Source organism: Hymenobacter citatus, assembly GCF_014333615.1.
Lineage (GTDB): Bacteria > Bacteroidota > Bacteroidia > Cytophagales > Hymenobacteraceae > Hymenobacter > Hymenobacter citatus.
Genome location: NZ_JACSCY010000005.1, coordinates 143,279 through 167,768 on the forward strand (window position 1 = coordinate 143,279; position 24,490 = coordinate 167,768).

Consider the following 24,490-nt stretch of genomic DNA (forward strand, 5'->3'; position numbering starts at 1 on the left):
CCGGCGCGTGTTAAGTCCGTATTTCCGTCAGGGTGATTTTACGAAAAAAGGCGGGCTATAAAGTAGTTATCGGCACAGATCCTCGGGGTGTCACTTGCTTCGCACAAGCATGTCTGCCATGATGGTTATCCGCCATGAACTGCTGCCCACCACCGCCGAAACGGCCCTGGCCACTCACGGGGCACAGGCCTGCTAGCAGCGCCTGGTCCTGTGCCAGTTACCCACCACGATTGAGCGCATTCTGCAACAGGTATTGGCTGGCCCCGAAAACCCGTTGCATATGGTGCCTACCCTCGACGATGCCCTGCTCCTGGCATCGTCCCTGGCTACGGTTCTGCTTGCGGTAGCGGCCACCGCTGTAGTCAAAAAAATCTTCGTACACTTGACTTACGGGCCTTTTTAACCCGTTTGCGCTGTATGGATCTTCCGCATTCCGCCCCGTCCGACTCTTCGCCGCTGGCTGCTCTGGCCACAGCCACGGCACTGCTCGATGCGCTGCCCTGGGGCGTATTGATGCTCGACGCGGCGGGTGTAATCCGGCACATCAACCAGCAGGCCGCCTACTGGTGCGGCACCCCGCCCGAGGAATTGCTGAACCAGCCCTTGGCCGAGGCCCCATTGCCGCCCATACTGAGCACGGCGATACAACACGTGCTGGCATCTGATGCAGCTGTGCCCCACGAAGTGCGGCTGCCGCCAACTGCGTTGTGGCTTAGCCTCAAAGCAGTTCCCGCTCCGGCCGGGCAGCAGTGGGTGTTCTGGGAAGACATAACGCCCCGCAAACAGGCCGAAGTAGCGCAGCAGCGTAGCAGCCGGTTGCTGCTGGATATGGAGGCCGTGGCCCACACCGGCTCCTACGATGCCGACCTGGCCACCGGCGACTTTTATTTCTCCGATGGCATGTACCGACTGTTTGGGGAACCGCCGCAGTCGTTTGTACCCTCGCTGGAATCTATTGATGCCCGTTCACACCCCGACGATGTAATCACAGTGCAGCAAGTGCTTGACAAGGCCATGCGCACCCGGCAGCCCTACACCTACCGCCGCCGCATTCGGCGCGCCGACGGCGCGTGGCGCACCCTCGAGGCGCACGGTGAAGTGCGAGCCAACGCAGCCGGCCACGCCGTGCAGCTGCGCGGCTTGGTGCAGGACATCACCGAGCGGGTGCAAGCGGAGCAGGCGCTACACGACAGCCGCGAGTTGCTGCGCGCCACCATCGACAGCTCCCTGGACATGGTGCAGGTGTTTGAGGCCGTGCGCGACGAGCAAGGGGCGGTGATAGACTTTGCCTGGGTGCTCAACAATGCCACAGCCGAGCAGCAATACGGCAACGTCATCGGCCAGCGCCTGCTTCAACTAAACCCCGGCGTGGTGGAGGAAGGCATCTTCGATACCTTCCGGCAGGTACTCGAAACGGGCGTGCCCAACCAGAGCGAGCGGCACTACGTGCACGAGCAGTTCAACGGCTGGTTTCACCAGTCTACTGTGAAGCAGTTCAACGGCGTGACTACCACCACCCACAACATCACCGAGCGCAAACGCGCCGAGCAGGAGCTGCGCGAGACAAAAGAGCTGTTGCAAGCCACGCTGGACAGCTCCCACTACGTGGTACAGGTCTTCCAAGCAGTACGCGACGCCAGTGGGAAAATTGTCGATTTTACCTGGGTTCTCACCAACCAAGTGTGGCTGAAACAGTACGGCGGGCTCATGACCGGCAAAAGCCTGCTGCACGAAAACCCGGGAGTAGTGGAAACAGGGTTGTTCGAGTTATTTGTGCAGGTGACCGAAACCGGCGTGCCCGTCGACCACGAGCAGTACTACGCGCATGAGCAGTTTGGGGCGTGGTTTCACCAAACCCTGGTGCGAATGGGCGACGGCTTCGTGATGAACACCCTCGATATCACCGAGCGCAAGCAAGCCGAGCAACAGCTGCAGGAAAGCAAGGACCTCATCCAAACGGTGTTCGACGTTTCCCTGAATCCCATTGCCTATCACCAGGCCGTGCGCGACGCTGCGGGTCAGATTATCGACTTCGATTTTCGATTGCAAAACCGGGAGGCGCGCCGATACACCACCGAAAGTGAGGAAGGCAAGCGCTACCCAGAAGCCTACCCAGAAGCCTACCCAGGCATACTGGATACCACCGTGTTTGGACTGTACAGCGAGGTAGTTGAAACCGGGCGCCCGCTGAATACGGAAGTACAGCTCACGCTTAAGGGTATCACCTACTGGTTTCACCTACTGGCCGCCAAGCTCGGCGACGGCCTCGTGGCTTCGGTTGTGGATGTGACCGAGCGCAAGCAAACGCAAGAAGAACTATTGCGTCTGAAGGACGAACTGGCGCAACAGGCTTTAGACCGCTACCGCACCTTGTTCGAAACCATCGACGAGGGTTTTTGCGTGATGGAGCTGGAGCTGGACGACCAAGGACAGGTAGCGGACATCATCTACCGCGAAGCCAACGCAGCGTTTGCGCAGCACGCGGGCTTTGGTAATGTGGTGGGCAAACGGGCCAGCGAGGTCTTTCCGCGCATCGAGCCGCACTGGGTGAGCAGCCTAACCCACGTGCAGCAAACCGGTACTCCAGAGCGGCTAGAGGGCTACAACGCCGATACCAACCGCTGGTTTACGCTCCAGTATTCGCGCGTGGGCGGCGCGGGTAGTCCGTTTGTGGCTGCTGTGTTCAACGACATCACCGAGCGCAAGCAGCGCGAGCAGCGGCAGGAGTTCCTGCTGACCTTCTCCGACGCGCTGCGCGCCGAGCCCAACGTAGATGCCGTGGCCAACCGTGCGCTTGCCCTGCTCATCGAGCAACTACGGCTCGACCGTAGCTACATTGCCACCTATCGCTTAGACGAAAACTACGCCGACGTCGATTATCAACTCGGCAACGACAGTGTAGCACCGCTACCCGATTATTTCGTGCTGTCCGACTACCCCGAGGCCTTTAAGACCACACTCAGAAAGACCGTTGTTATAAACGACGATTTTGAACGACAAGGCCTGTCGGAAGCCGAGAAGCGTAACAGTGAAAAGTTGGGCCTGCGGGCAATAGTGGCGGCCACGTTGCGTGAAGAAAACAAACCACTCTGGTCACTGGTCGCCATCAGCTCGCGCCCGCGCCGCTGGACACTGGGCGAAATTGACCTGGTTGAAGAAGTGGCCGAGCGTACCTTGGCGGCGCTGGAGCACGCCCGTGCCGAAGAAGCCCTGACCGCTAGCGAGCAGCGACTGCGGGCGCTAATTACAAACCTGCCAGGGGCCGCCGCCTTTGTGGTGGGTCACGACCTGCGCTACCAGTTGGCCGGCGGCGAAGCCCTCGACGCGTCTGGCCTTAATCCAGCCGACCTCGTAGGCCACACCGTAGCCGAGGCCATGCCGCCCGAGCTAGTACCCCAGTACGAAGCCCACTACCGGCAGGCACTAGCTGGGCAAGGCTTTGCGCTGGAGCATACGGCCCACGGCCGCACGTTCATTTCGCGTGGGGTGTCGCTGCTGGATGCCGCCGGACAGCCCGAGGCGGCACTGGTCGTGAGCTACGACATCACGGCCCGCAAGCAAGCCGAGGAGGCCCTACTGGTGTCGGAAACGAAGTACCGCACCCTCTTTGAGACGATGGACCAGGGCTTCGGCATCGGCCAGGTGCTGCCTGCCAACGAGGCCGCTGGCACGCCCCTGGATTGGCAGTGGCTGGAGGTGAACCCCCAGTTTGAGCGTCTGACCGGCCTACCCCGCGCCGACGTACTCAGCCAAACGACGCGCCAGCTGATACCCGGCCTGGAAGAAATCTGGTACGAGCGTTACGCCCAAGCCGCCGCGGGCGAAACGGTCAATTTTGAGTCGTATTCGTCTGTGCTTGAGCGCTGGTTTGATGTGTATGCCTTTGCCCTGGGGCCGTCTAACCACCGCCGGGTAGCAGTGCTGTTCAGCAATACTTCGGAGCAGAAGCAAGTGGAAATGGCACTGCGCGAAGCCGAGGAACATTACCGTCAACAGCTGGAGCAGCAAGTAATTGAGCGCACCCAACAGTTGCAGGAAAGCCGCGACCTGCTACAGTCGGTACTCGACACCAGCCCCATGATTATTGCTGTGCTTCAGGCCGTGCGTGGAATAGATAACACCGTCGAAGACTTCGTTTTTACATTGGCCAACAAGGCACAGGAGCGCATCTCCGGCCGTACGGATTTAGTGGGTCAGCATCAGAAGCTCTTGTATCCGGGCATACGGAAAAATGGCGTATGGGAAGTCATGTTGCGTGCCTTGGCGAGCGGTCAGCCGCAACAGCTTGAGTATTACTACCCGTATGAGGGCTTTAACCACTGGTTCTTGAGCTTGTTTGACCAGCTAGGCGACAGTGTGGTAAGCATTACGCTTGATATTACTGCCAGCAAGCAGGCTGAGCAGGAGCGCCTGAAAAACCTGCACCTGCTAGAGCAAGCCGAGGCGGTAGCAGGGCTGGGCAGCTGGGACTACGACCTGTTGAGCGGCAAGTTTACGTGGTCGGATGGCATGTATCAGCTGTTTGGGATACCACTGGGGCAGCTCGTCAGCCCCGCCATCTATTTGCACTTGGTGATAGACGAAGACCGACCTCGCGCCGAGCAGCTCATACAACGCCTAACTACGGGCAGCGGTAGCTTCGAGGAAACCCTACGCCTGCGCGTGGCAGAACAGGTGAAGACTATACGCACCAAGGCCGTCGTGCTCCGCAACGAGACCGGCCAGCCGGTGCGGGTACTGGGTGTCGATTTGGACATCAGCGAGTTGCAACGCCTCGAAGCCGACAACCTGCGCCTGCGGCTCACGCAGCAGCAAGCCTTGTTTGAGGCCGTACAGACGGCCCAGGAGGCCGAGCGCAAACGCTTGGCCGAGAGCCTGCACAATGGCATTGGTCAGGTTTTGTATGCTACCAAGCTGCGTCTCGACCGCCTACACGCCCTGCCGCCGGGCACCGCTCCCGCCCTGACCACTGCCCACCGCGAGGCCAGTCAGCTGCTGGTAGAAGCCATCCGTCAGACCCGCGCCCTCTCGCACGAGCTGGTGCCGCTGGCTCTGGCAGATTTCGGACTGGCGGCTGCCCTAAACGACATCTGCCAGAAGATGAGCACCCCACGCCTGCGCCTGCACTGCCATGTAGCGCTCGACGCCGATTCTGCTCCCCTACCCTCTGCGCTGCAAATGGCGCTTTACCGCATGGCCCAGGAGCTGGTGCAAAATATTGTGAAACACGCCCACCATGCTACCGAGGCCAGCCTGGAGCTGGAAACTATGCCCGGCTGGGTGCTGCTACGCGCTGAAGACAACGGTCCGGGCTTTACGGAGGCCTCAGTCAATAGCCCCGGCCTGGGTTTGCGCACCATCCGCGACCGGGTAGCGCTGCTCCGGGGCCAGCTACAAATGGGCTCTGCGCCTACCGCCGGCGCGTACGTGCGCATCCGCATTCCCTACCCTGATACGCCAACCGCATGATTCGTCTTTTCCTCGTGGATGACCACGCCGTACTGCGCCACGGCCTGCGTGCCCTCCTGCAGCAAGAGCCTGACCTGCAAGTAGTAGGCGAAGCCGAAAACGGCGAACAGCTGCTTGCCCAGCTACCGACTACCCCCTGCGATGTGGTGCTGTTGGACCTGCACATGCCGGGCCTCGATGGCCTGGCTACCACTCAAAGGCTACAGGCAGAGTTTCCAGAGGTGCGGGTGTTGATTCTCTCGATGGTAGACCACCCCCGGTCTATTGGGCAAGTGCTAGGGGCCGGCGCCTCGGGCTATGTGCTCAAAAACACAGGCCACGATGAGCTGGTGGTGGGCGTGCAGGCTGTTGCCGCTGGCCGACGCTTCCTCTGCTCCGAGCTAGGGTTGGCCATGTTGGAGAAGGTGCTGGTGAGCGTTCTGGAGCTACCTCCTCAGCCCACGAGTGGCCTCTCGGCGCGCGAGCACGAGATTTTACAACTGGTAGCCGATGGCCTGACTACTGCCCAGATTGCCGACAAGCTCTTTACTAGTCCGCGCACGGTGGAAACACACCGCCAAAACATCATGGAAAAAACCGGTGCCAAAAACACGGCGGCCCTAGTGAAAATTGCCGTTAGCAAGGGCTGGCTAACGTAAGTCGACTCCGTTAGTCCGTTACTTGCCAGGCTTGGCCGGGCCTCCCCTCCCCTTCGCGTCAAAACAGAACCCTACCCTTCCTGGTATAGAAAAACCGCTGTTATCACGGGCTACTGGCTTTGCGTATGACTAATGTTTTCTTTTCCTGGCTGAGTACCCGGCTATTGCTCGGCGCCTTTCTGACGACTGTGGCCGCTAGCTGCGACCTGCTCGAATTCAGCCCCAACGACACGCATGCGCCGGCTTCGGAGCGCGACCTGACGCAGAAAAACCTGGCAGCCCTGGCCCGCCAGCCCGTGCCCACCCGTGGTGATACGCTCCGGTTTGTATTCACCTCCGACTCGCAGCGCTACTACGATGATGTCCCGCCCCTGGTAGCCAGCATCAACCAGCAGCGCGGCCTGGCGATGGTGCTGGTAGGCGGCGATATTTCCGACTTCGGCCTGGCCAGGGAGATGCGCTGGGTGAACGACGAATTCAGGAAGTTGAAAGTCCCCTACCTCACCGTGGTCGGCAACCACGACTTGGCCCAGAACGGGCGCGAGGCGTACCAGAAAATCTTTGGCCCGCTGAACTACACCTTCACCTACGCTGGCACGCGCTTTATCCTGGTGAACACCAACGGCCGCGAGTACGAGTTCAACGGCCACGTGCCCGACGTGCCTTGGCTCCAGCAACAGCTGGCCGACACGGCAGACGTGCGCCGTCAGGTAGTTATGGCCCACGTACCGCCCGACGACGGTGACTTCGACGCGGCCGTGACGCCCGCTTATACCCGTGCGCTGGAGCAGGCACCGCGCCTGGTGGTGCACCTCACCGGCCACAACGACAAGTTCTACGTGCGCCAGCCGGTACCGGGGCGCGTGACGTACATCAGCGGCTACAGCATAGAGCAGCGCAACTATCTGCTGCTCACGCTTTGGGGCCGGCATCAATACAAGCTTGAGACGATATCGTATTAGTATGCAGCGCTTTGCTACTCTTTTCGCGGGACTGTTGTTAAACAGTTGGTCGGCCACGGCACAATCTACGGACACTCCTACCCCGCGCCCCTGGTACGTACCCGATCATGCTACACTGCAAACCGGCGGCGGCATTGGGATGCTAACGGCCGGCGCGGGCTATACCCCCGGCCGCCACCCACACCGCTTCGATGCCGATGTGCTGGTGGGCTACGTGCCGGCGCGCTACACTGGGCACAGGGCCTTTGCCATTTTCACGGCTAAGGCTACGTACTCGCCGTTTTCGGTGCGGCTGGCGGAGCGGTGGCGGTTGCTGCCGCTGTCGGTGGGCGGGTTGGTGAACTATACACCCGCCGCCCAAATCAACCGCAACAGCGCCGATAAGTACGGCTACCGTGGCTATTACTGGTGGACGCCTACTCTACGGGCCGGGGCTTTCCTGGGGAGCCGGATAGCGCTGGCCCTCCCCCGCACTACTGGCGGCAAGCGCGAGGCATCTTTGTATTACGAGCTGGGCACCAACGACTTGTACTTGGTGAGCTACCTACCCAATCGCCAGGGCCTCAGCTTGGGTCAGCTCCTGACGCTGGCCGTGGGGGTGAAGGTGGATTTGTGAAAAAGACCAGCATAGTGTTGTAGCTTACTACCGTGAAAGCGCCACGTATTCTGAAGCTCTACCCCGTGCTCCTGTTGGCTAGTGCCACCCTGGCCGCGTGCGGACTGCTGGAATACAGCCCCAATCAAACGCACGTACCCGCCGCCGAGCGCCACCTAACGGCCCAGAATGTAGCCCGCCTGGCGCAGCAACCCAAGACTTCCAACGACACCGTACGCTTCGTGTTCATCGGCGACTCGCAACGGTTTTATGACGAGGCGGAGGAACTGGTTGCCAGCGTGAACCAGCAGCCCAACATCGACTTTGTGGTGGTGGCCGGGGATATTTCTGATTTTGGTCTGGTGCGGGAGATGCGCTGGGTACACCACCGTCTGCAACGGCTACGCGTGCCCTACCTCACCGTCATCGGCAACCACGACCAGGTAGGCAATGGCCGCCTGATTTATCAGCAGGTGTTTGGCCCGCTGAACTATACGTTCACCTACGCCGGCACGCGCTTTATCTTTTTGGATACCAACAGCCGGGAATACGGCTTCAACGGCCGCGTGCCCGATGTAGGGTGGCTCCGTCAGCAGCTGGCCGATACAGCGGGCACACGCCGGCAGGTGGTGGTGTGCCACGTACCCCCACTAGATGCCGACTTCGACTCTACCCTTACGTCCTCCTACGCCCGCTTGCTGCGCCAGAGCCCGCAACTAACCCTGCATCTGGCAGGCCATGTGCACCGCTACACGGCCGGGCAGCCCTTCCACGATGGGGTGCCTTACCTAACCACCTATAGCTTTGCGAAGCATCGCTACCTCGTGCTTTCTGTGTGGGGTCAGCGAAACTTTCACCTCGAAACCGTAGCGTATGGCGCCGCGCTTCCGCACTCGTAGCAGCTGGCTCGCTGGTTTACTGCTGCCGGCAGTGGCAGTGGCTCAGCCCTCACTACCCGACCGCCACCTCAACCAACCCGGCCCGTTTTTTCTGACGGTGCAGTTTGCCGGAGGTATTGGAGTGGTAGCCGTGGGCGGTGGCTACTGGCTAGCCAACCGCCGGGTAGAGCCGGAGCTGCTGGTAGGCCGGGTGCCCCGCAGCCTCGGTGGCCGGGGTATGACCATGTTCACCCTGCGCACCACCTATACGCCTTTTGCGCCGCAGCTGGGGCGCGGCAACTGGCACATGAGCCCGCTTTCGGTGGGGGCACAAGCCACCTACACCACCGGCAAACAGTTTTTCCTGACCAACCGCTCTGCCGGTCGCTACCCTAAGGGCTACTATTGGTGGTCGCCTAAGGTGCGCTTAGGTGCCTTTGCCGGCCTGCGCCTCACCTACCAACCCGACTACGACCCGCGCGGGTGGCGTCCTGGCCGTACTACGCTCTACGCCAACCTCAGCACCAACGATTTGCACCTGGTTAGTCACCTCACCAACAGAAGCCTGCGTCTGCCGGAGATTCTCACGCTGGGCCTTGGGGCCAAAGCCGGATGGTAAGCAAATCCGTACGCTGCTCTAGAAAGCAGCGCCGCGGGCCGTTGGGTCTACCCGCACAGAATCGACGCCAAAGTAGCGGGCCATGTCGCGGTTATAAGGCGAATTGTAGACGGGTAGAATATCGTACCCCCGAATCAATACGTAGCGCGGCACAACATGCCGGATAGGGGGAAACTGCACGTTCGTATGCGGGCGTTGCCGGGCTATGCGACGGAGTGCAGTATACCGCTGCTCGCTTTGCTGGCTCCAGGCGGGCGGGTGCTGTTGGTAGAGCGAGCAGTAGCGACAGACCTATCGTGCACGCACGCGTACGAATTGATAAAGGCATAAAATAGTAGGCTTCACCCCTTATCCATAGCTAGGAGCTATAGCCCGTTGCATTAAGCTATTTGCCATTAGTAGCTGACTTTTGTCTACCCACCAAATATTCCTGGCTGGCCTCGCTGAGCAGGCGCAGGATATCGGCCCGCTGCCGGAGCAGACTTTCGCCTTCGGCTGGCTGCTGCCGAAACAGCTGCGATGCCCGCAGGCGGTATCGCCGGGCCTCTAGGTTGTTCCAGTAGCTCAGGGCATAGAAGCCGGTGATAGGTAGGCTCAGGAAGTACAGTGCCGTCCAGCGCCAGTCGTTAGTGTAGTGATGCACCAGGGCCGTTTGGGCCGCGTAGCTGGCGCTAAAGGTGATAATGCCCACCGACAGTAGTAGTGGCGCCACAAACTCCACATCCTTCGTGGCGCGCTTGGCCACCACCGAGGGTAGAATGTAGGGCACGTAGTTATTCACCACACCATACAGATACACCGGCAGGCCCAACACCAGTTTGGCCGTTGTGCGCACGGTCCGGCTTAGGCGCGACGACCGGGGCTCCTGGGGTTCCAGGGCTTCGTCGGTGAGGCGCAGGCGGCGCAGGTGGGCAAGGTAGGCGGTCAGCTTTTCGCGCACTTCGTTCAGCCTGTTCGGGTCGTGCTGCTCGAAATAGGCCACGGCTTGCAACAGCGTACGGCTCAACTGGAAATTGTCGTAGAGCGTGTCGGGGTCGTCGTCGGGGTTGAGGTGGTCGCCAAAGGTGCGCTCGATGTTCAGCACCAGCTCATCTTCCGACGCGTCGCGGGTGATGACCAAGTGCTTTTCCAGGCGCTGGCGAATTTCCTCGGTCAGCGCGTCGGCGGCGGCTTCGGGGTCCTGGCGGTAGGCGTCGGCATAGTCGGCCACTCGAATCAGGCGGGCCGGGTTCACCAGCACATCGGAGCGAAAGTGGGTAGGGTCGAAGTAGTTGATGCCGATGGGTAGGATGTGCAGACCCAGCGTGAAGTCGCGCCGCGCCTCGGCGCCCAGTGCAATGCGGGCCGCCCCGGTTTTGAGCGGACGCAGGCGCCGCTCGCTCACGCTGGTGCCCTCCGGAAAAATCATCAGCGTGCCGCCCCTATCGAAGTGGTCGTAGCTGCGGCTGAAAGCGGCTTCGTTGCGGGCCGTTATTTCCTCGGGCGTCAGCTTTTCGGCTCCGCTCTCCGTATCCTGCCGCCGGTACACTGGTATGCAGTTGCCCGACTCCATCACGGCCCGCAGAATGGGATTCTTGAAAAACGTGCTTTTCGCCAGGAAGAACACCGGCTCGCGGCGGTTGGCGGCTACCACCAGCGGGTCCATCAGGGTATTGGGGTGGTTGCTGGCAATCAGCAGCGGACCGTTGGTTTGCAGGCGGTTACGGCGTCGGATTTCAAGCTTCCGAAAAAACACGCGCAGCGCCACCTGCACCACGGGCTTCATGAAGGTGTAAAAGAGCATGCGCCTAAGTACGGGGGATTTTTGAGCATGGGCAAGTTTCTTTTATGCTGAGGTCATTCTGCTTTCTTCTGTCATCCTGAACGCAGTGAAGGACCTTATCACGTAAGAACGAGTCGTTAGTACGCTCGTCGTTCTCACGTGATAAGGTCCTTCACTGCGTTCAGGATGACAGCCGAGCTTGGAACAGCCCGCCTACCCTACTCGACCTTCTTGCTCATCACCTTGTTCTGGCGGTTGATGGACTCCAGGTGAATGGCGTCGAGGTATTTCAGGATGAAGTCTTCGGTGAGGCCCAGCTTGGCGCCTTTCTGCACGCCGCGGTCCAGGATGTCGTTCCAGCGGGCGGTTTGCAGGATGGTGATGTTGTTGTCGCGCTTGTACTCGCCAATGCGCTCGGCAATCTGCATGCGCTGGCCCAGCAGCTGCAACACCTCGTCGTCGATGTGGTTGATTTGCTCGCGCAGCTTGGCCAAAGCGCTCAGGAACTCCTGCTTGTCGGTGGTTTCGCGGCGCCAGTGCAGGCCGTCGAGCAGCTCGGCCAGGCGCTCGGGCGTCACCTGCTGCTTAGCATCGCTCCAGGCGTTGTCCGGGTCAATGTGCGACTCGATAATCAGGCCGTCGTAGTCCAGGTCAAGGGACTTTTGAGCCACCTCGGCCAGCATGTGGCGGTTGCCGCAAATGTGGCTCGGGTCGCAGATCATGTGCATCTCCGGCATCCGGCGCTTCATCTCAATGGCCAGGTGCCACATAGGCGCATTGCGGTACTGCGTGTTGCCGTACGCCGCGAAACCTCTATGAATCAGACCAATCTGCTTCACACCGGCCTTGGCAATACGCTCCACGGCGCCCGTCCACAGTTCCAGGTCGGGGTTGATGGGATTCTTGATGAACACGGGCACGTCCACACCGCGCAGGGCATCGGCCACTTCTTGCACCGAGAACGGGTTTACGGTGGTGCGAGCGCCAATCCACAGGGCATCCACGTCGAACGTTAGGGCGTCTTCTACGTGGCGGGCCGTGGCCACCTCAATGGTGGTGGGTAGGCCGGTCAGCTCGCGGGCTTTCTTCAGCCAGGGCAGGCCCTTGGTGCCAATTCCCTCGAACAGGCCCGGCTTGGTGCGGGGCTTCCAGATACCGGCGCGCAGCATGTCTACCTTACCAGTGGCAGCCAGCTGGGTGCAGGTGGCAATCAGCTGTTCTTCGGTTTCGGCCGAGCACGGTCCGGAGATGATCAGTGGTTTCTTGGCGGCCACGGCCGCACCCAGTGTCTGGGTTTCGAGAGAAGTGTTCATAGATAGTATGAGAGATTGTGTCATCCTGAGCTTGCGAAGGACCTTATTACGGCTGCAAGATTATGCGTTCGATAGATACTACCAGCCGTATTGTTCTGGCGTGATAAGGTCCTTCGCAAGCTCAGGATGACAGGAAAGTGTTATTTCAGAATGCGTTTGATGTGGTTGGCTTGGTGAATGAGGTCGGTGAAGGCGGAGTAGTCTTCCCGCGCCAGCACGTCGCGCATGTGCTGGAGCTGGCGCAGGTGTTCATCGAGCACGTCGAGCACGTTTTCGCGGTTTTGACGGAAGATGGGCACCCACATAGCCGAGGAGCTTTTGGCCAGACGCACGGTAGAGGAAAAACCGGTACTGGCGAGCTCAAAGATACGCTGCTCGTCGCGTTCTTTTTCTAACACCGTGAGCGCCAGCGCAAACGACGTGATATGCGAGATGTGCGACACGTAGGCCACGTGCATATCGTGGTCGGCGCCGCCCAGGTACACGCGCCGCATGCCTAGGGCGTCGGCCACCTGCTCTACCCGCGCCACGGCGTCGGCGGCACTATCTTCGGCGTCGCAGAGTACCAGGGTTTTGTCGCGGAACAGCTCCGGCACCGCCGCCTCCGGCCCCGAAAACTCGGTACCCGCCATGGGGTGCACCGCTACAAAGCGGCTGCGCTTGGGGTGCTCACGCACTACATCGAGCAGGGCCTTTTTGGTGGATCCCACGTCGATAACTACTTGATTTTCTACCAAATCGAGCACCGCGGGCAGCACAGTCAGCAACGCGTCCATGGGTACGGCCAGGATAATCAGGTCGGCGCGGCGCACGGCGGCTTGCAGGTCGGTAGTGCCCTCGTCGATGAGGTGGCGGGCGGCGGCCTCGCGCAGGTGGGCAGGGTTGTGGTCTACCCCAATGACGTGCGTGGCTACGCCGTGCTGCTTCATGCTCAGCACCAGCGAACCGCCAATCAGCCCTACTCCTACTACCGTGACTATCATGTTGGTTTTTGGTTGTTTGTGTTTGGTTTTTGACTCTACAAAACGTCATTTCGACCAGCGGGAGAAATCTCGCTCGTGAGTAATTTCCTGACGATTGAGATTTACCAGGAGCACGCGAGATTTCTCACTCCGTTCGAAATGACGTTCAAAGAGCTTCCTCTACCCGCCGAATGGCCTCGTCCAGCACTTCTACCTTCTGGCACAGGCTGATGCGGATATAGCCGTTGCCGTTGCTACCGAAGATGCCGCCGGGCGTGATGAATACGTTGGCGTCGTAGAGTACCCGGTCGCTCACGGCAAAGCCGTCGGCATACCCCTCTGGCACGGCGGCCCACACAAATAGGCCTACTTGGTCGCAGCTGTAGGTGCAGCCTAGCAGGTCGAGCAGGGCAAACACCCGCTCGCGCCGGGCGCGGTAGTGGGCGTTCAGCTCGGCAAACCACTCTTCACCCAGCCCCAGCGCCACTACGGCCGCCTGCTGCACCGGCCGGAACATGCCCGAGTCCATGTTGCTCTTGAAGCGCAGCACGTCTTGGAGCAGATCGGCGCGGCCGGCCAGCATGCCTACCCGCCAGCCCGCCATGTTGTGCGATTTGCTCAGGGAGTTCAGCTCCAGCACGCACCCGCGGGCGCCGGGCACGGATAGTAGGCTGGTGGGGTTGTCGTTGAGAATGAAGCTATACGGGTTGTCGTGCACCAATAAGATGTTGTGGGCCAGCGCGAAATCAACCAGTGCTTGCAGCTCGGTTTCGGTGGCGTGGGTACCGGTGGGCATGTGGGGGTAGTTCACCCACATCAGCTTCACGCGGCTCAGGTCGGTGGCGGCCAGGGCCGCCAGGTTGGGTAGCCAGCCGGTTTCGGCGGTCAGGTCGTACTCGCGCAGGGTAGCGCCGGTTAATTCGGCGGCGGCGCGGTAGGTAGGGTAGCCGGGGTTGGGCAGCAGCACCTCGTCGCCGGCTTCCAGAAACGCCATGCTGATGTGCATAATGCCTTCCTTAGAACCTAGCAGGGGTAGCACTTCACTGTTGGGGTCCAGCGTTACGCCGTAGGCGCGGGCGTACCATGCGCTCATGGCCTCGCGCAGCGCCGGAAGGCCCTTATAGGACTGGTACCCGTGGGCATTGGGTAGGGCCGCATCATCGGCCAGGGCAGCTACTACGGCGGGCGGCGGCGGCATGTCGGGGCTGCCAATGCCCAGGTTGATGATTTGCTTACCGGCTTTGTTGAGGGCATCAATCTCCTGCAACTTGCGGGAGAAGTAGTACTCCTGCGTGTGGGCCAGGCGCGAGGCGGTGGTAATCTGTATCTGCTGATCGTTCATGACAAAGGGTTATTGAAGCACGTTTCCCTGGCTCACTACGTGGGCTGGCACAGCCTCCAGCACATCGCGGCGGTAGGCGCCCAGCACCTCCAGGTGCTCCGTTACGGGGCGTAGCTCGCGCAACAGATCAGCTATTTGTCCGGCATACGCCAACTCCACATCCGCATGAAAACCGTACTGCCAAGTGCGCCCCGGCCGGGGGCACGATTGCAGCTTCGATAGGTTCAGGCCCATGCCGGCAATGCGGCTCAGCACGGCAGCCAGGCTACCCTGGGTGTGGTTGGTGTGGAAATACAGCGACACTTTATCGGCGTCGGGGTGCACCACATCGGGGGCAGGCGCGCCGCGCTCCAGCACCAGGAAGCGGGTGTAGTTGGCCGGTTCATCGTGGATGTCAGCCGCCACGATTTCCAGATCAAACAGCTCGGCGGCCAGCGCGCCTGCTACGGCGGCAATGCCCGGCCGCTGGTGCTCCCGGATGCGCTGGGCGCTCAGGGCCGTATCCTCGGTTTCTACCAGGCGCCAGTGGCCGTGGCTACCCAGGTAGTCGGCGCACTGAAGCAGAGCCATGGGGTGCGAGTGCACCTCATGCAGGTCGTCGAGGCGCTGGCCGGGTAGGGCCATCAGGTGCTGCCGGATGTGCAGGTACACTTCTCCAATCACGTGCACCTCGTGGCGTTGTAGCAAGGAGTAGTTAGGTAAAATACTGCCTGCCAACGAGTTTTCAATAGCCATCAGCCCGAAGGTAGTGGTGCCGCCGGCCACGTGGCGCACCACCTGCCCGAAGGTAGCGCAGGGAGCAATGGCGTGGTCGAGGCCAAAATACCGCCGGGCCGCTACCTGGTGGAAACTTCCTTCAAATCCCTGAATGGCAATAGTCGGATGCATACGACGTGGAGAAATGGTGTAAAAAAAGGGCCTCCTTGGTAGGGCCCTTCGTTGTGCTGCTTAGCAAGTGCAAACGCGGGCCCGCTTCTTCGGGTAGAAGAAGTAAAAAAAGAAATAGGTGAAAGCGGGAACGTTGACGAGCATGGGTTAAAAAAAAAGCCTTCCGGGGTGGGAGGCTTTTGTGTGATTCAGGAGTAGGGTTCCTACAAAGCGGCCTCGCTGCTACGATTGCTCGTAGTAGGTAAAGTAAAAGCTAAAAAAAGCCGGGGCCGAAGTAAGAAGCATGTACGAGGTGCGTTGGCCTATTTGAGGAAAGGCAACGGCCAAAGCTGCGCAATCATTTTTTAAAAACCAAACATCCGTTGGGCGGGCCGCTACGTTGGTGTGTTTGCACCCACTGCCAAAACCGTCGTATTTTGCAGGCAAACCGCTTGTTTGCATTTTTTTATTCCGCAGGAAAAATCATGATTTTTTTGGGCTCTTCACGCATCACTGCTGCCTTTCTATTAGCTGGCGGCTTCTTCCTGGCGGCAACGGCGCAGGGCCAAACCAACATTGCCATCCTGCAAAAAGCCGATGCCCTGGTGGGCGAGCGGAAGTATGCTTCGGCCTTCCAAGTGCTGCAAAAGTACGACCCCCGCAACGAGCGCCCGGCTGTGGTGCTGCAAAAAGAAGATATTGCGCTGCGCTACAACGTAGGGCACTCGCAGTATCGGCGGTTTGCGTTCAAAGACGTGCAGCTGACCGACAACCTGGAGAACTTCCGCAGCCCGGACAGCACCTATACCATGACGACGTTTCCGCTGGGTAGGGCCCTGCGTGCGTTGAAAATCCGTTACCCCAACGATTACAAGCTGGACCGCGGCCTGGGCGACTATTACTTTGCCGTGCAGCAATGCAACTGCGCCGAGGCCAGCAAGGAAGAAGACGACCTGTTTCCGCTGATTATTCAATACTACGACGTAGCCCACGAGCACGGCTACGGCGACTACAGCTCTTACTACGCGCAGGGCTATTCCTACCAGCGCCTGGGCATGTTTCAGGAAAGCGTGGCGCCGTTTCTGCGCTCCATTGAGCTGCGCAAAAACTACCCCGAAGCCCGCCTCAACCTGGCCTTTGTGTATCTGGAGCTGAAGCAGTTTGAGAAAGCCAAAGAGCAGGCCCAGCTGGCCGTAGAGCTATTCCCCGACGAGCAGCACAAGTCCGACGCCAACTTCCTGCTGAAAACTATTGAGGAGCGTCTTCAGGGAAAAGAAGCCGCCACGCCTGCTAAGCCCGCCGCCACCCCGCAAAAAGCGACGAAGAAGGCCGTAAGGAAGCGAGTTATCTAGCTTTTCTTCTGTCATCCTGAACGCAGTGAAGGACCTTATCACACATGAACAACAGTCGTCACAGCGACCCGTTCATGTGTGATAAGGTCCTTCACTGCGTTCAGGATGACAAGATCAGCATTGCACTTTGGCACGGTTTTTTTGAATAGTACCGCAACAGCCCGCCGCTAGTGTACACCACGCGGCCCGGCTTTTGGTTCTACTCCCGTTCCCTACTATCATGCAAACGAAGCGTCTTTTCGGCCGCCTGGCCGCGGCTTGCCTTTTCCTAACGGTTTCTATTTCAACAACTCAGGCGCAAGTGCGCCGGCCTACTACCTATTCTACCCTGGGTAGGCGGCCAGTCTATACAGCTCCCAAAGCAGCTTCTACTACCAACGGCGTCCAACTCGGCATTCGGGCCGGGGTGAACGTAGCCGACTGGCACGGCGACGCGGTGCAAAGCGTGATGTCGCTAGCCGACTACACCAACGGCGCCGTGACTCGTGAAACCCGCACTGGTTTTCATGCCGGCCTCTACGCTACCCTACCCCTAGGCGAGCGGTTTGCCATCGAGCCTGGCGTGCTGTATTCTGAGAAGGGTACCCAGTTACGCGGCACGGCTTCTGTACCCGGTTTTGAAGTGCTGAGTGCCAACGTAACGGCTACTGCCCGCACGGCTTATGTGGATGTACCCGTACTAGCCAAAGCCTACCTCACGCGCGGCCTCTACCTCTACGCTGGTCCGCAGGCGTCGTTTTTAGTGAGCAGCAAGGTGCGCGTAGCCGCTGGGGCACTAGGCTTCACGGCCTTCCGACAGGATTTCGACACCAAAAACCAATTCCGCTCAGTTGACTTTGCCGCCGTGGGTGGCCTGGGCTACCAGTTCGACAGCGGTTTTGGTTTGAGCGCCGGCTACGACTACGGCCTGTCTTCCTTGGATAAAAACAACAGCTTCCAGGCCCAGAACCGGGTCATCAAAGCCTCACTGAATTACTCTTTTTAGAGCAGCTTAGCGGTCCGTTCGTGGCGCCGCAGGTCGCTATCAGGTAGGAGCCCGTTGGTTTTCTCGCACGCAGAAAGCCAACGGGCTTCTGCGTACCGGGGCTAGTACTTTCTGCATGCTTCCAATACCTTTTGCAGTAAGTATTTCGTATAAAGCTATTTACTTCACGCTTTATTCCACCCCACCCCATGAAATATATTCCCGTTGCATTGCTGCTGCTACTAGGTAGTACAGCTATGGCTCAGCAACCCGATACATATACGAGTACCCCTTCCCTGCGCCTCAACCCGGCCACCCAACAGGCCCTATACCAGGGCGCAGTGCCAGTAGCGGCTACCTCGCAGGAAAACCTTTATTCCAGGGCCCAAGACTGGCTGACGCAAGCCAAGCAGAACTATACCCTGAGCACGCGCACCAACAGCGCAGAAGCTGGCTTCATTAAAACCCACGTCCAACTCCGCGAGGGGCAGGAAATGTATTCCTTTTTGCTTTCGCTGCAAGCGCAGGAAAACGGCTACCGCTACCAGCTGGAAGATGTAGTATACAGCCAGCCGCACTTTGCCCGCGCTGGCAAGCATAGCGCCGGCCCGCTTCATATTTCGGCCGAGGAGCTGCTTCTGAGCAAGTCTACCGCTCATCAGCGCAAGCAGCTCGCCAAAATGGATGCCCGCCTGCAGGCCTTTTTGCAAGAATTAAACTCGACCATGCAGCGCAAGCCTGAAGGCCTGGCTGTACGCTAAATGCGCGCTTGGAAGCGTTCCAACAGTGCTGAAAATCGGGCATTGCGTACGTTTTTAGCGACTATGTAGCCAATGCAGCATCAGCGCCTGCTTTCCCATAGCAATGCGGGGAAGCAGGCGCTGATGCTTTGGGGCCTACCCTGCGCAGACGGCAGCTACCTGCTACGATACCAACTCTTTGCGGTACAGCTTTTCGTACTCTTCGTCTACGTGGTAAGTGGATTCTTCGTGCTGGCTTAGGTCGAGGCCCAGCTCTTCTTCTTCCTGCTTCACCCGCAGCCCTACCAGTGCATCCGTCACCTTCAGCAACACCCACGACAGCACCGCCACGTAGGCAATAACGATAATCAAGCCCAGCACGTGGTAGCCAAACACGGTAGCGGTACCATTCACCAGCCCTACGTTGGCGGCAAACACGCCCGTGAGCAGCATCCCCACAATGCCGCCCAAGCCGTGGCACGGGAATACATCCAGGGTATCGTCGATGGTGGTGCGGCTGTTTTTCCAGTGCACGGCGGCAAAACTCACCAGCGAAGCCACAATGCCAATGAGAATGCTCTGTCCGTAATCAACGTAACCGGCGGCGGGCGTGATGCCTACCAGGCCTACTACTGCGCCGATGCAGGCGCCCATGGCCGTGGGCTTGCCACCGCGCGCTACCTCTACCAGCAGCCACGCTACCAAGGCCGAGGCCGAAGCCAGGTTGGTATTCACAAACGACAGCGAAGCCAACTCATTGGAACCCAGTGCCGAACCAGCATTGAAGCCAAACCACCCAAACCACAGCAAGCCGGTACCTAAGAGCACATAAGGCACGTTAGGCGTCACGAAGGCGGTTTGGCGATGCGCCCGGCGTGGCCCCAGTACCATGGCGGCCACCAGCGCCGCTACCCCCGCCGAAATGTGTACTACCGTGCCGCCCGCAAAATCGAGCACGCCCCACTTGCGCAGGAAGCCCTCGGGGTGCCAGGTCCAATGGGCCAGCGGGCAGTAGATAAATAAGCAAAACAGCACCATAAATACCAGGTAGCTCTTGAAGCGCACGCGCTCGGCAAACGAACCCGTGATGAGTGCCGGCGTGATGATGGCAAACTTCAGCTGAAAGGCGAAGAACAGAATGAACGGGATGGTAGGCGATAGGGTAGGGTTAGGCGCCGTGCCCACATCGCGCAGCAGCAGGAAGGTCATGGGGTTGCCGATGAGGCCGTTCCAGGAGTCACCGTAGGCCAGCGAGAAGCCCACGAAATACCACACGATGGAGATGACGCCCAGCGCTACAAAGCTTTGCAGCATAGTAGAAATCAGGTTCTTAGGCCGCACCATACCGCCGTAGAAAAACGACAAGCCCGGCGTCATCAGCAGTACGAAGGCCGAAGCGGTCAGCATCCAGGCAATGTCGCCGGTATTGAGGGCACTGTTGGCCTCAGCCGACGGATGCGGTACGCGCACGAAGGCTGCTATCAGCCCCAGTGCGACCAGCAGCAGCAGCCCCAACGGGCTCCGACCAGATTTAGAGGGTAGGGAAGTTTCCATGCAAAGGGTGTTAGGTAGTTGGAGGGTATGTGTAAGACCAAGAATGTAGTTGCTTCTTTTTTAGACCAACAGCCGCGTTAGAAGGCGTATACGGCCGCTATCAGGCCGCTCACAGTAGCGTTTTTGGCGTTGCCGGCCTTGTTCATGAAGAGGCTGTTATTGTCATCGTTGCTGCTCCTATCCAGGCGAATTTCCGGGATGATGGTCAGGTTGTCGATTCTGATGTTGGAGGATAGCGTGGTTTCAAACAGATTCTTGCTCAGGCCCAGCAGGCGGTTTTTGTCGCCGGTGTACTCGGCCCGGAGCGTGAAGCCCAGCCAGGGCTGGGGGTCGAGGTTAGCATACAGGGCCGAGCCCCACCACGTGTGATACTCGTCGCTACCGCCTTCGCCCACGCTTTTGCGCTGTTGCATGGTGCCGTTGTAAGAAAACGACAACTTGCTGTTGATCAAATAGCTAAGCACGATATCCTCCTGATGCAACCGCAGCGCGTCCAGTGCTTTGCCTCCCTGGTAGTTGATGTACACCTTCAGCTTGTCGTCGTGGGAGCTGGTGGCCAGCTGCCCAATCACCATTTTGGGCATGGCACTAGCACTTTTGAAGTCGGTGGGGTTGGCTATGCCTACCATCAGCGTGGTTTTGTCACCCATGCTTACTTCCGCCTTCACGCCCGTATGGAAGAAGGGCCCATACGAGAACATGTAGCTCATGCTGTAATTGCGGTTCAGGTAGGGGTCTACCGACTCGTACCCGATGTGCGTGGCCCAGCTGCCCGCCGTAAACTTGAGCTTCTCGGTGGGCGCGTACGTCACATATAACTGTTTGATAGCGAACCGAGTGTTGTCGTCGTTGTAGGAAAACTCCTCTGCCCGACGTCCAAAGCCCACATCAGCCACCAGCCCTACCTTGCCTATTGTGTGCGCCGCCTTCAGCGAAATCATACCTAATTCAAAGGAATTATGGCTGTTGGTGAAGCTTGTGCGGTTGTTGTAAGGGCTTTCCTGAGGGTTGCTGAAGTTGTAGCGGTAGTAACCATCGGCAGAGCCGGAAAATACAAAGGGCTTTTTCTGCACGGAGTCGCCGGGCTCGGTGGCAAGGGCTGCCGCCAGAAAGGCAGTAGTCAACATCAACATAATCAGGAGGGGATAGAAGTGAAAGCAGTAAGCGTACGCGTATGGACAAAAGCGCGGGAAGCCCTAGGCTTTTTGGGCAAGCGGAGGTAGGCTACTGCTTTTGCAAAGCAGCGCTAAACAGGTACTATACTTCTGAAGGATGCTCCTGGCTATTGGGCGGCAACACCAGGTACTCTAAGTAGCAGGGACAGATAGAGCAGACTTGCTGAGCAGTGCATTACACAACCGAGCTCAACAGTGGGGCATGTTGTAATTATAAGGGCAATATAGAATAGCCTTTTGAATTATTAGCAATACCCTACTAATTTTTAGGGTGTTATTTTTAAAAAATTACTCTTTTTATGAAATAACCCCTCACCAATTGGGGTCAATTTTTATAAATACTCTTTTTACATACCACCTACCCTTCTCACCAATTTTTAGTCATCGTTTGTCCACTCAATAAGCTATCTACACATAAAAGGCCCCTATTGAGAGCCCTCTTCGCTAATGAAGGAGAGACTTCCAATAGGGGCCTTACAAATACTACCCAGGACTGACGGCGCAGCCTAAAACGCTACGGCATCAGCTTATTGGCCGTGTAACGGCTAAACGTACGTTAGCTCACCGGCGCCTACTTTCAGTCGAATACCGGCTTCGGCGGTGATGCGACCGGCTACTTGCGCCTGGTAGCCATCGGTGCGGAGGCTTTCGGCCACGGCTTCGGCCTGGGCTTCGTCGGTTACGAGGAGCATGCCGTTGCCCATGTTCCAGTAGAGGTAGGCGTCGGCGGGGGTGATGCCGGCCAGCTCCGTGAGCTTTTGCATGGCGGGCAGCGGCTCAAACAGGTTCGTGAGTTCAGCCCCAACCCCGTTTTTGAGCACGCGCTTGAAGTTGTCGGCAATGCCGCCGCCGGTGATGTGCGCCGCGGCGTAGAGCGGTAGGCCCTTGTCGAGCACCTTGGCCACGCCGGGCGAGTAGATGAGCGAGGGCGCCAGCAGCACCTCGCCCCAGGTGTGGCCCGCGGTGCCGTGCGGGGTAGCGTCGGTGCCATCGTAGGGGGCCGAGTGCCAGTTGTCGCCGAACAGGTTTTGCAGGGTGCGGCGGGCCAGCGAGAAGCCGTTGGACCGGAAGCTGGGCGACTGAATAGCCACCACGGCCTGCCCGGCCTGTACGCCCGCGCCGCTGAGGGGGCGCTCCAGGCTAGGATGCAGGCTACCAATGGCCGTAGAACACCAGTTGAAGTTCATGCGCGCGCCGGCCCAGCCGCCAATACGGTTGCCCAGCTCGGCAATTTCGCCGCCCGTGATGGCCACACCGGCAAAGTTGCAGGCGTCGTGCAGGCCGCGCATCATCTCGTCAATCACGTCGTAATCGAGCGTATTCACGTCAATGATGTTGCTGAGGTTGGTAGGCACGAAGCCACCCACGATGAGGTCGTCGGCGGTCATGGCCACTAGGTCGTAGCCCAGCGTGTCGAACTTTCCTACCCGCTCGGCCACCTCAATCTTGGTCCCGATGCCATCGGAAGAAATACCCAGCCGCGCATTACCAAAGCGGATTTCGTTGGCAAAGCCGCCGTCCAGGTCCTGGGCCGCCTCGCCGGGCTTGCCGGCGCGGTTGGCAAAGGTTTTCTTGGACCACGAGTAGGCGTTGCGGGAGCATTCGTTGCCGAGGTCGATGTCGTAGCCGGCAGGTTTTTGGGAAGATGACATGGGGTAGGCTATTTATTTTTTGTCATCCTGAGCGGAGCGAAGGACCTTCTCACGCGAGAACGAGTCGTTGGTACGTCAGTCGTTCTCGCGTGAGAAGGTCCTTCGCTCCGCTCAGGATGACATTTAGTTATTTCTCAATTAATGCTCTGTGGGCGCTGGCGCTTTGGCGCTAACCGAGGTAGTAGCCAGTGCCTTATCCTTTTTGCTGCGGTGGCTTTGGCGCTCCTCCTGGATGTGACGTAGGTAACGCGTCACGTCGCCGGTGGGGTAGTTGCCGGTGAAGCAGGCGAAGCAGCTACCACCGTGGCCTTTTTCCACGGAGAACAGCTCTTTCAAATCTTCCACCGACTGGTAAATCACGCGGTCGGCTTCGATGTAGTCGCAGATTTCCTGTTCGGTGTGGTTGGCCGCAATCAGCTCCGTGCTCATGGCCATATCGATACCGTAGATGCAGGGTGATATAATGGGCGGCGCCGACGAGATGAAGTACACCTCCTTGGCGCCCGCCTCGCGTAGAATGCGCACGATGCGCCGCGAGGTGGTGCCGCGCACGATGCTGTCGTCCACCACGGCTACCTTCTTGCCTTCCACAAAGGCCCGAATCGGGTTCAGCTTCTTCTTCACCACATCTTCCCTACCCGCCTGGCTGCTCACAATAAAGGAACGGCCCATGTGGTTGTTTTTCACCAGCCCGCGGCGGTAGGGCACCCCAATGGCCTCGGCCAATCCCGACGCCGCAAAGTAGCCCGAGGAAGGTACATCAATTACCATATCGGGCTGCAATCCGGCTTCTTTCACGCGGCGCGCCAGCAGCTTGCCCAGGCGCACCCGCTCCCGTGCCACCAAGCGACCGTGAATCACGGAGTCTTCGCGGGCGAAATAGATGTGCTCGAATACGCAGAAGTTTTTGGGCTGCTGGTAGGGGTTCTTGTAGTGAACCTTGAAATCCTGGTCGATGAAGATGGCCTGACCCGGCCCTACGTTCTTGATGAACTCAAAGCCTAAATAGTCAAAACAGGTTGATTCAGAAGCAAATGCGTATACCGGGCCGTTGGGCGTGTCGCGGCGGCCAAACACCAGGGGCCGAATGCCGCGCGGGTCGTTGAAGGCCAGCAGCCCGTACCCGGCAATGACGGTGATGGTGGCGTAGGCGCCCTCCACCAGCTCCTGCGTCGTTTCCACGGCATCAAAGATGTCAACCACGGAGAGGTGGTCGAGGTCCTTGGTGCGCAACTCCGAGGCGAAGGTGTACATAATCAGCTCCAGGTCGTTGCTGGTTTTGGGCAGCACATGGTACTTCTCGTGCAGGCGCTTGGCCACGTCGCGGAAGTTGATAACGTTGCCGTTGTGCACCATCGACAGCCCAAAGGGGTAGCTGGTGGTGAAGGGCTGCGCCAGCTCCGAGTCGTTGGAGCCCTGCGTGGTGTAGCGCGCGTGCCCGATGCCGATGTTGCCCGTCAGCTTTTTCAGGAACTTCGGCCGAAACACGTCGGCAATCAACCCGTTGCCTTTGTGCAGGTGAAAGTTGCCGTCGAAGGTGGCAATGCCGGCGGCGTCCTGCCCGCGGTGCTGCAACGCGGTGAGGCCGAACACGATATCGTGCGCAACGTCATCGGGACCGTAAAAACCTACTATTCCGCACATAA

General features: G+C 59.2%; 19 protein-coding genes. 9 read left to right on the plus strand and 10 right to left on the minus strand.

Translation table 11 applies throughout. The features are described 5' to 3' along the window. Positions 1 to 417 precede the first annotated feature (417 nt). From H8B15_RS08730 to H8B15_RS08755, 6 genes are all read left to right on the plus strand, one after another. The gene (locus tag H8B15_RS08730; protein ID WP_187319294.1) at positions 418 to 5,469 is read left to right on the plus strand and encodes a PAS domain S-box protein; all 5,052 of its coding nucleotides are present in this window, start codon (positions 418 to 420) and stop codon (positions 5,467 to 5,469) included. Next, complete coding sequence (locus tag H8B15_RS08735) at positions 5,466 to 6,107, plus strand: response regulator (RefSeq protein WP_187319295.1); 642 nt, start codon at positions 5,466 to 5,468, stop codon at positions 6,105 to 6,107. The genes H8B15_RS08730 and H8B15_RS08735 overlap by 4 nt, the downstream gene beginning before the upstream one ends. A gap of 125 nt (positions 6,108 to 6,232) precedes the next feature. Continuing rightward, a complete protein-coding gene (locus H8B15_RS08740; RefSeq protein ID WP_187319296.1) occupies positions 6,233 to 7,069 on the plus strand; it encodes a metallophosphoesterase family protein in 837 nt (278 codons plus the stop codon). Position 7,070: 1 nt separating this feature from the next. Continuing rightward, complete coding sequence (locus tag H8B15_RS08745) at positions 7,071 to 7,685, plus strand: hypothetical protein (RefSeq protein ID WP_187319297.1); 615 nt, start codon at positions 7,071 to 7,073, stop codon at positions 7,683 to 7,685. 32 nt (positions 7,686 to 7,717) lie between these two features. After that, complete coding sequence (locus tag H8B15_RS08750) at positions 7,718 to 8,563, plus strand: metallophosphoesterase (protein WP_187319298.1); 846 nt, start codon at positions 7,718 to 7,720, stop codon at positions 8,561 to 8,563. Then, positions 8,538 to 9,161, plus strand: a complete 624-nt coding sequence (locus tag H8B15_RS08755) for a hypothetical protein (protein ID WP_187319299.1) — start codon at positions 8,538 to 8,540, stop codon at positions 9,159 to 9,161. Before H8B15_RS08750 ends, H8B15_RS08755 begins: the two co-directional genes overlap by 26 nt. An 18-nt stretch (positions 9,162 to 9,179) precedes the next feature. Here the strand turns inward: H8B15_RS08755 and H8B15_RS08760 are convergent, their stop codons facing one another. From H8B15_RS08760 to H8B15_RS08785, 6 genes are all read right to left on the minus strand, one after another. Beyond that, a complete protein-coding gene (locus H8B15_RS08760) occupies positions 9,180 to 9,341 on the minus strand; it encodes a hypothetical protein (protein WP_187319300.1) in 162 nt (53 codons plus the stop codon). A 205-nt stretch (positions 9,342 to 9,546) separates the two neighbouring features. Further along, a complete protein-coding gene (locus H8B15_RS08765; protein ID WP_187319301.1) occupies positions 9,547 to 10,944 on the minus strand; it encodes a lysophospholipid acyltransferase family protein in 1,398 nt (465 codons plus the stop codon). A 197-nt stretch (positions 10,945 to 11,141) separates the two neighbouring features. Next, entirely contained in the window at positions 11,142 to 12,236 is a 1,095-nt protein-coding gene (locus tag H8B15_RS08770; RefSeq protein WP_187319302.1) for a chorismate mutase, read from the minus strand. Positions 12,237 to 12,376: 140 nt separating this feature from the next. Further along, on the minus strand, positions 12,377 to 13,219 hold the full coding sequence (locus H8B15_RS08775) for a prephenate dehydrogenase (RefSeq protein WP_187319303.1): 843 nt from the start codon (positions 13,217 to 13,219) through the stop codon (positions 12,377 to 12,379). Positions 13,220 to 13,364: 145 nt separating this feature from the next. Beyond that, positions 13,365 to 14,540: a pyridoxal phosphate-dependent aminotransferase gene (locus tag H8B15_RS08780; protein WP_187319304.1), complete on the minus strand. Its 1,176-nt coding sequence runs from the start codon at positions 14,538 to 14,540 to the stop codon at positions 13,365 to 13,367. A 9-nt stretch (positions 14,541 to 14,549) separates the two neighbouring features. Further along, positions 14,550 to 15,428: a prephenate dehydratase gene (locus H8B15_RS08785; protein WP_187319305.1), complete on the minus strand. Its 879-nt coding sequence runs from the start codon at positions 15,426 to 15,428 to the stop codon at positions 14,550 to 14,552. A 473-nt stretch (positions 15,429 to 15,901) separates the two neighbouring features. Here H8B15_RS08785 and H8B15_RS08790 point away from each other — a divergent pair, with 473 nt between their 5' ends. The 3 genes from H8B15_RS08790 to H8B15_RS08800 all read left to right on the plus strand — a co-directional run bounded on the left by H8B15_RS08790 (position 15,902) and on the right by H8B15_RS08800 (position 18,484). Continuing rightward, complete coding sequence (locus tag H8B15_RS08790; RefSeq protein WP_187319306.1) at positions 15,902 to 16,759, plus strand: tetratricopeptide repeat protein; 858 nt, start codon at positions 15,902 to 15,904, stop codon at positions 16,757 to 16,759. A gap of 220 nt (positions 16,760 to 16,979) precedes the next feature. Continuing rightward, a complete protein-coding gene (locus H8B15_RS08795) occupies positions 16,980 to 17,744 on the plus strand; it encodes a porin family protein (protein WP_187319307.1) in 765 nt (254 codons plus the stop codon). Between the two features lie 188 nt (positions 17,745 to 17,932). Beyond that, entirely contained in the window at positions 17,933 to 18,484 is a 552-nt protein-coding gene (locus H8B15_RS08800; protein WP_187319308.1) for a DUF4468 domain-containing protein, read from the plus strand. Positions 18,485 to 18,646: 162 nt separating this feature from the next. Here H8B15_RS08800 and H8B15_RS08805 read toward each other — a convergent pair whose 3' ends face one another. The 4 genes from H8B15_RS08805 to purF form a co-directional block, all read right to left on the minus strand. After that, the gene (locus H8B15_RS08805) at positions 18,647 to 20,017 is read right to left on the minus strand and encodes an ammonium transporter (protein ID WP_187319309.1); all 1,371 of its coding nucleotides are present in this window, start codon (positions 20,015 to 20,017) and stop codon (positions 18,647 to 18,649) included. Positions 20,018 to 20,094: 77 nt separating this feature from the next. After that, positions 20,095 to 21,144: an outer membrane beta-barrel protein gene (locus H8B15_RS08810; RefSeq protein ID WP_187319310.1), complete on the minus strand. Its 1,050-nt coding sequence runs from the start codon at positions 21,142 to 21,144 to the stop codon at positions 20,095 to 20,097. A gap of 593 nt (positions 21,145 to 21,737) precedes the next feature. Beyond that, a complete protein-coding gene (locus H8B15_RS08815) occupies positions 21,738 to 22,844 on the minus strand; it encodes an AIR synthase-related protein (RefSeq protein ID WP_187319311.1) in 1,107 nt (368 codons plus the stop codon). A gap of 138 nt (positions 22,845 to 22,982) precedes the next feature. Beyond that, positions 22,983 to 24,488, minus strand: a complete 1,506-nt coding sequence (gene purF / locus H8B15_RS08820) for an amidophosphoribosyltransferase (RefSeq protein WP_187319312.1) — start codon at positions 24,486 to 24,488, stop codon at positions 22,983 to 22,985. Positions 24,489 to 24,490 lie beyond the last annotated feature (2 nt).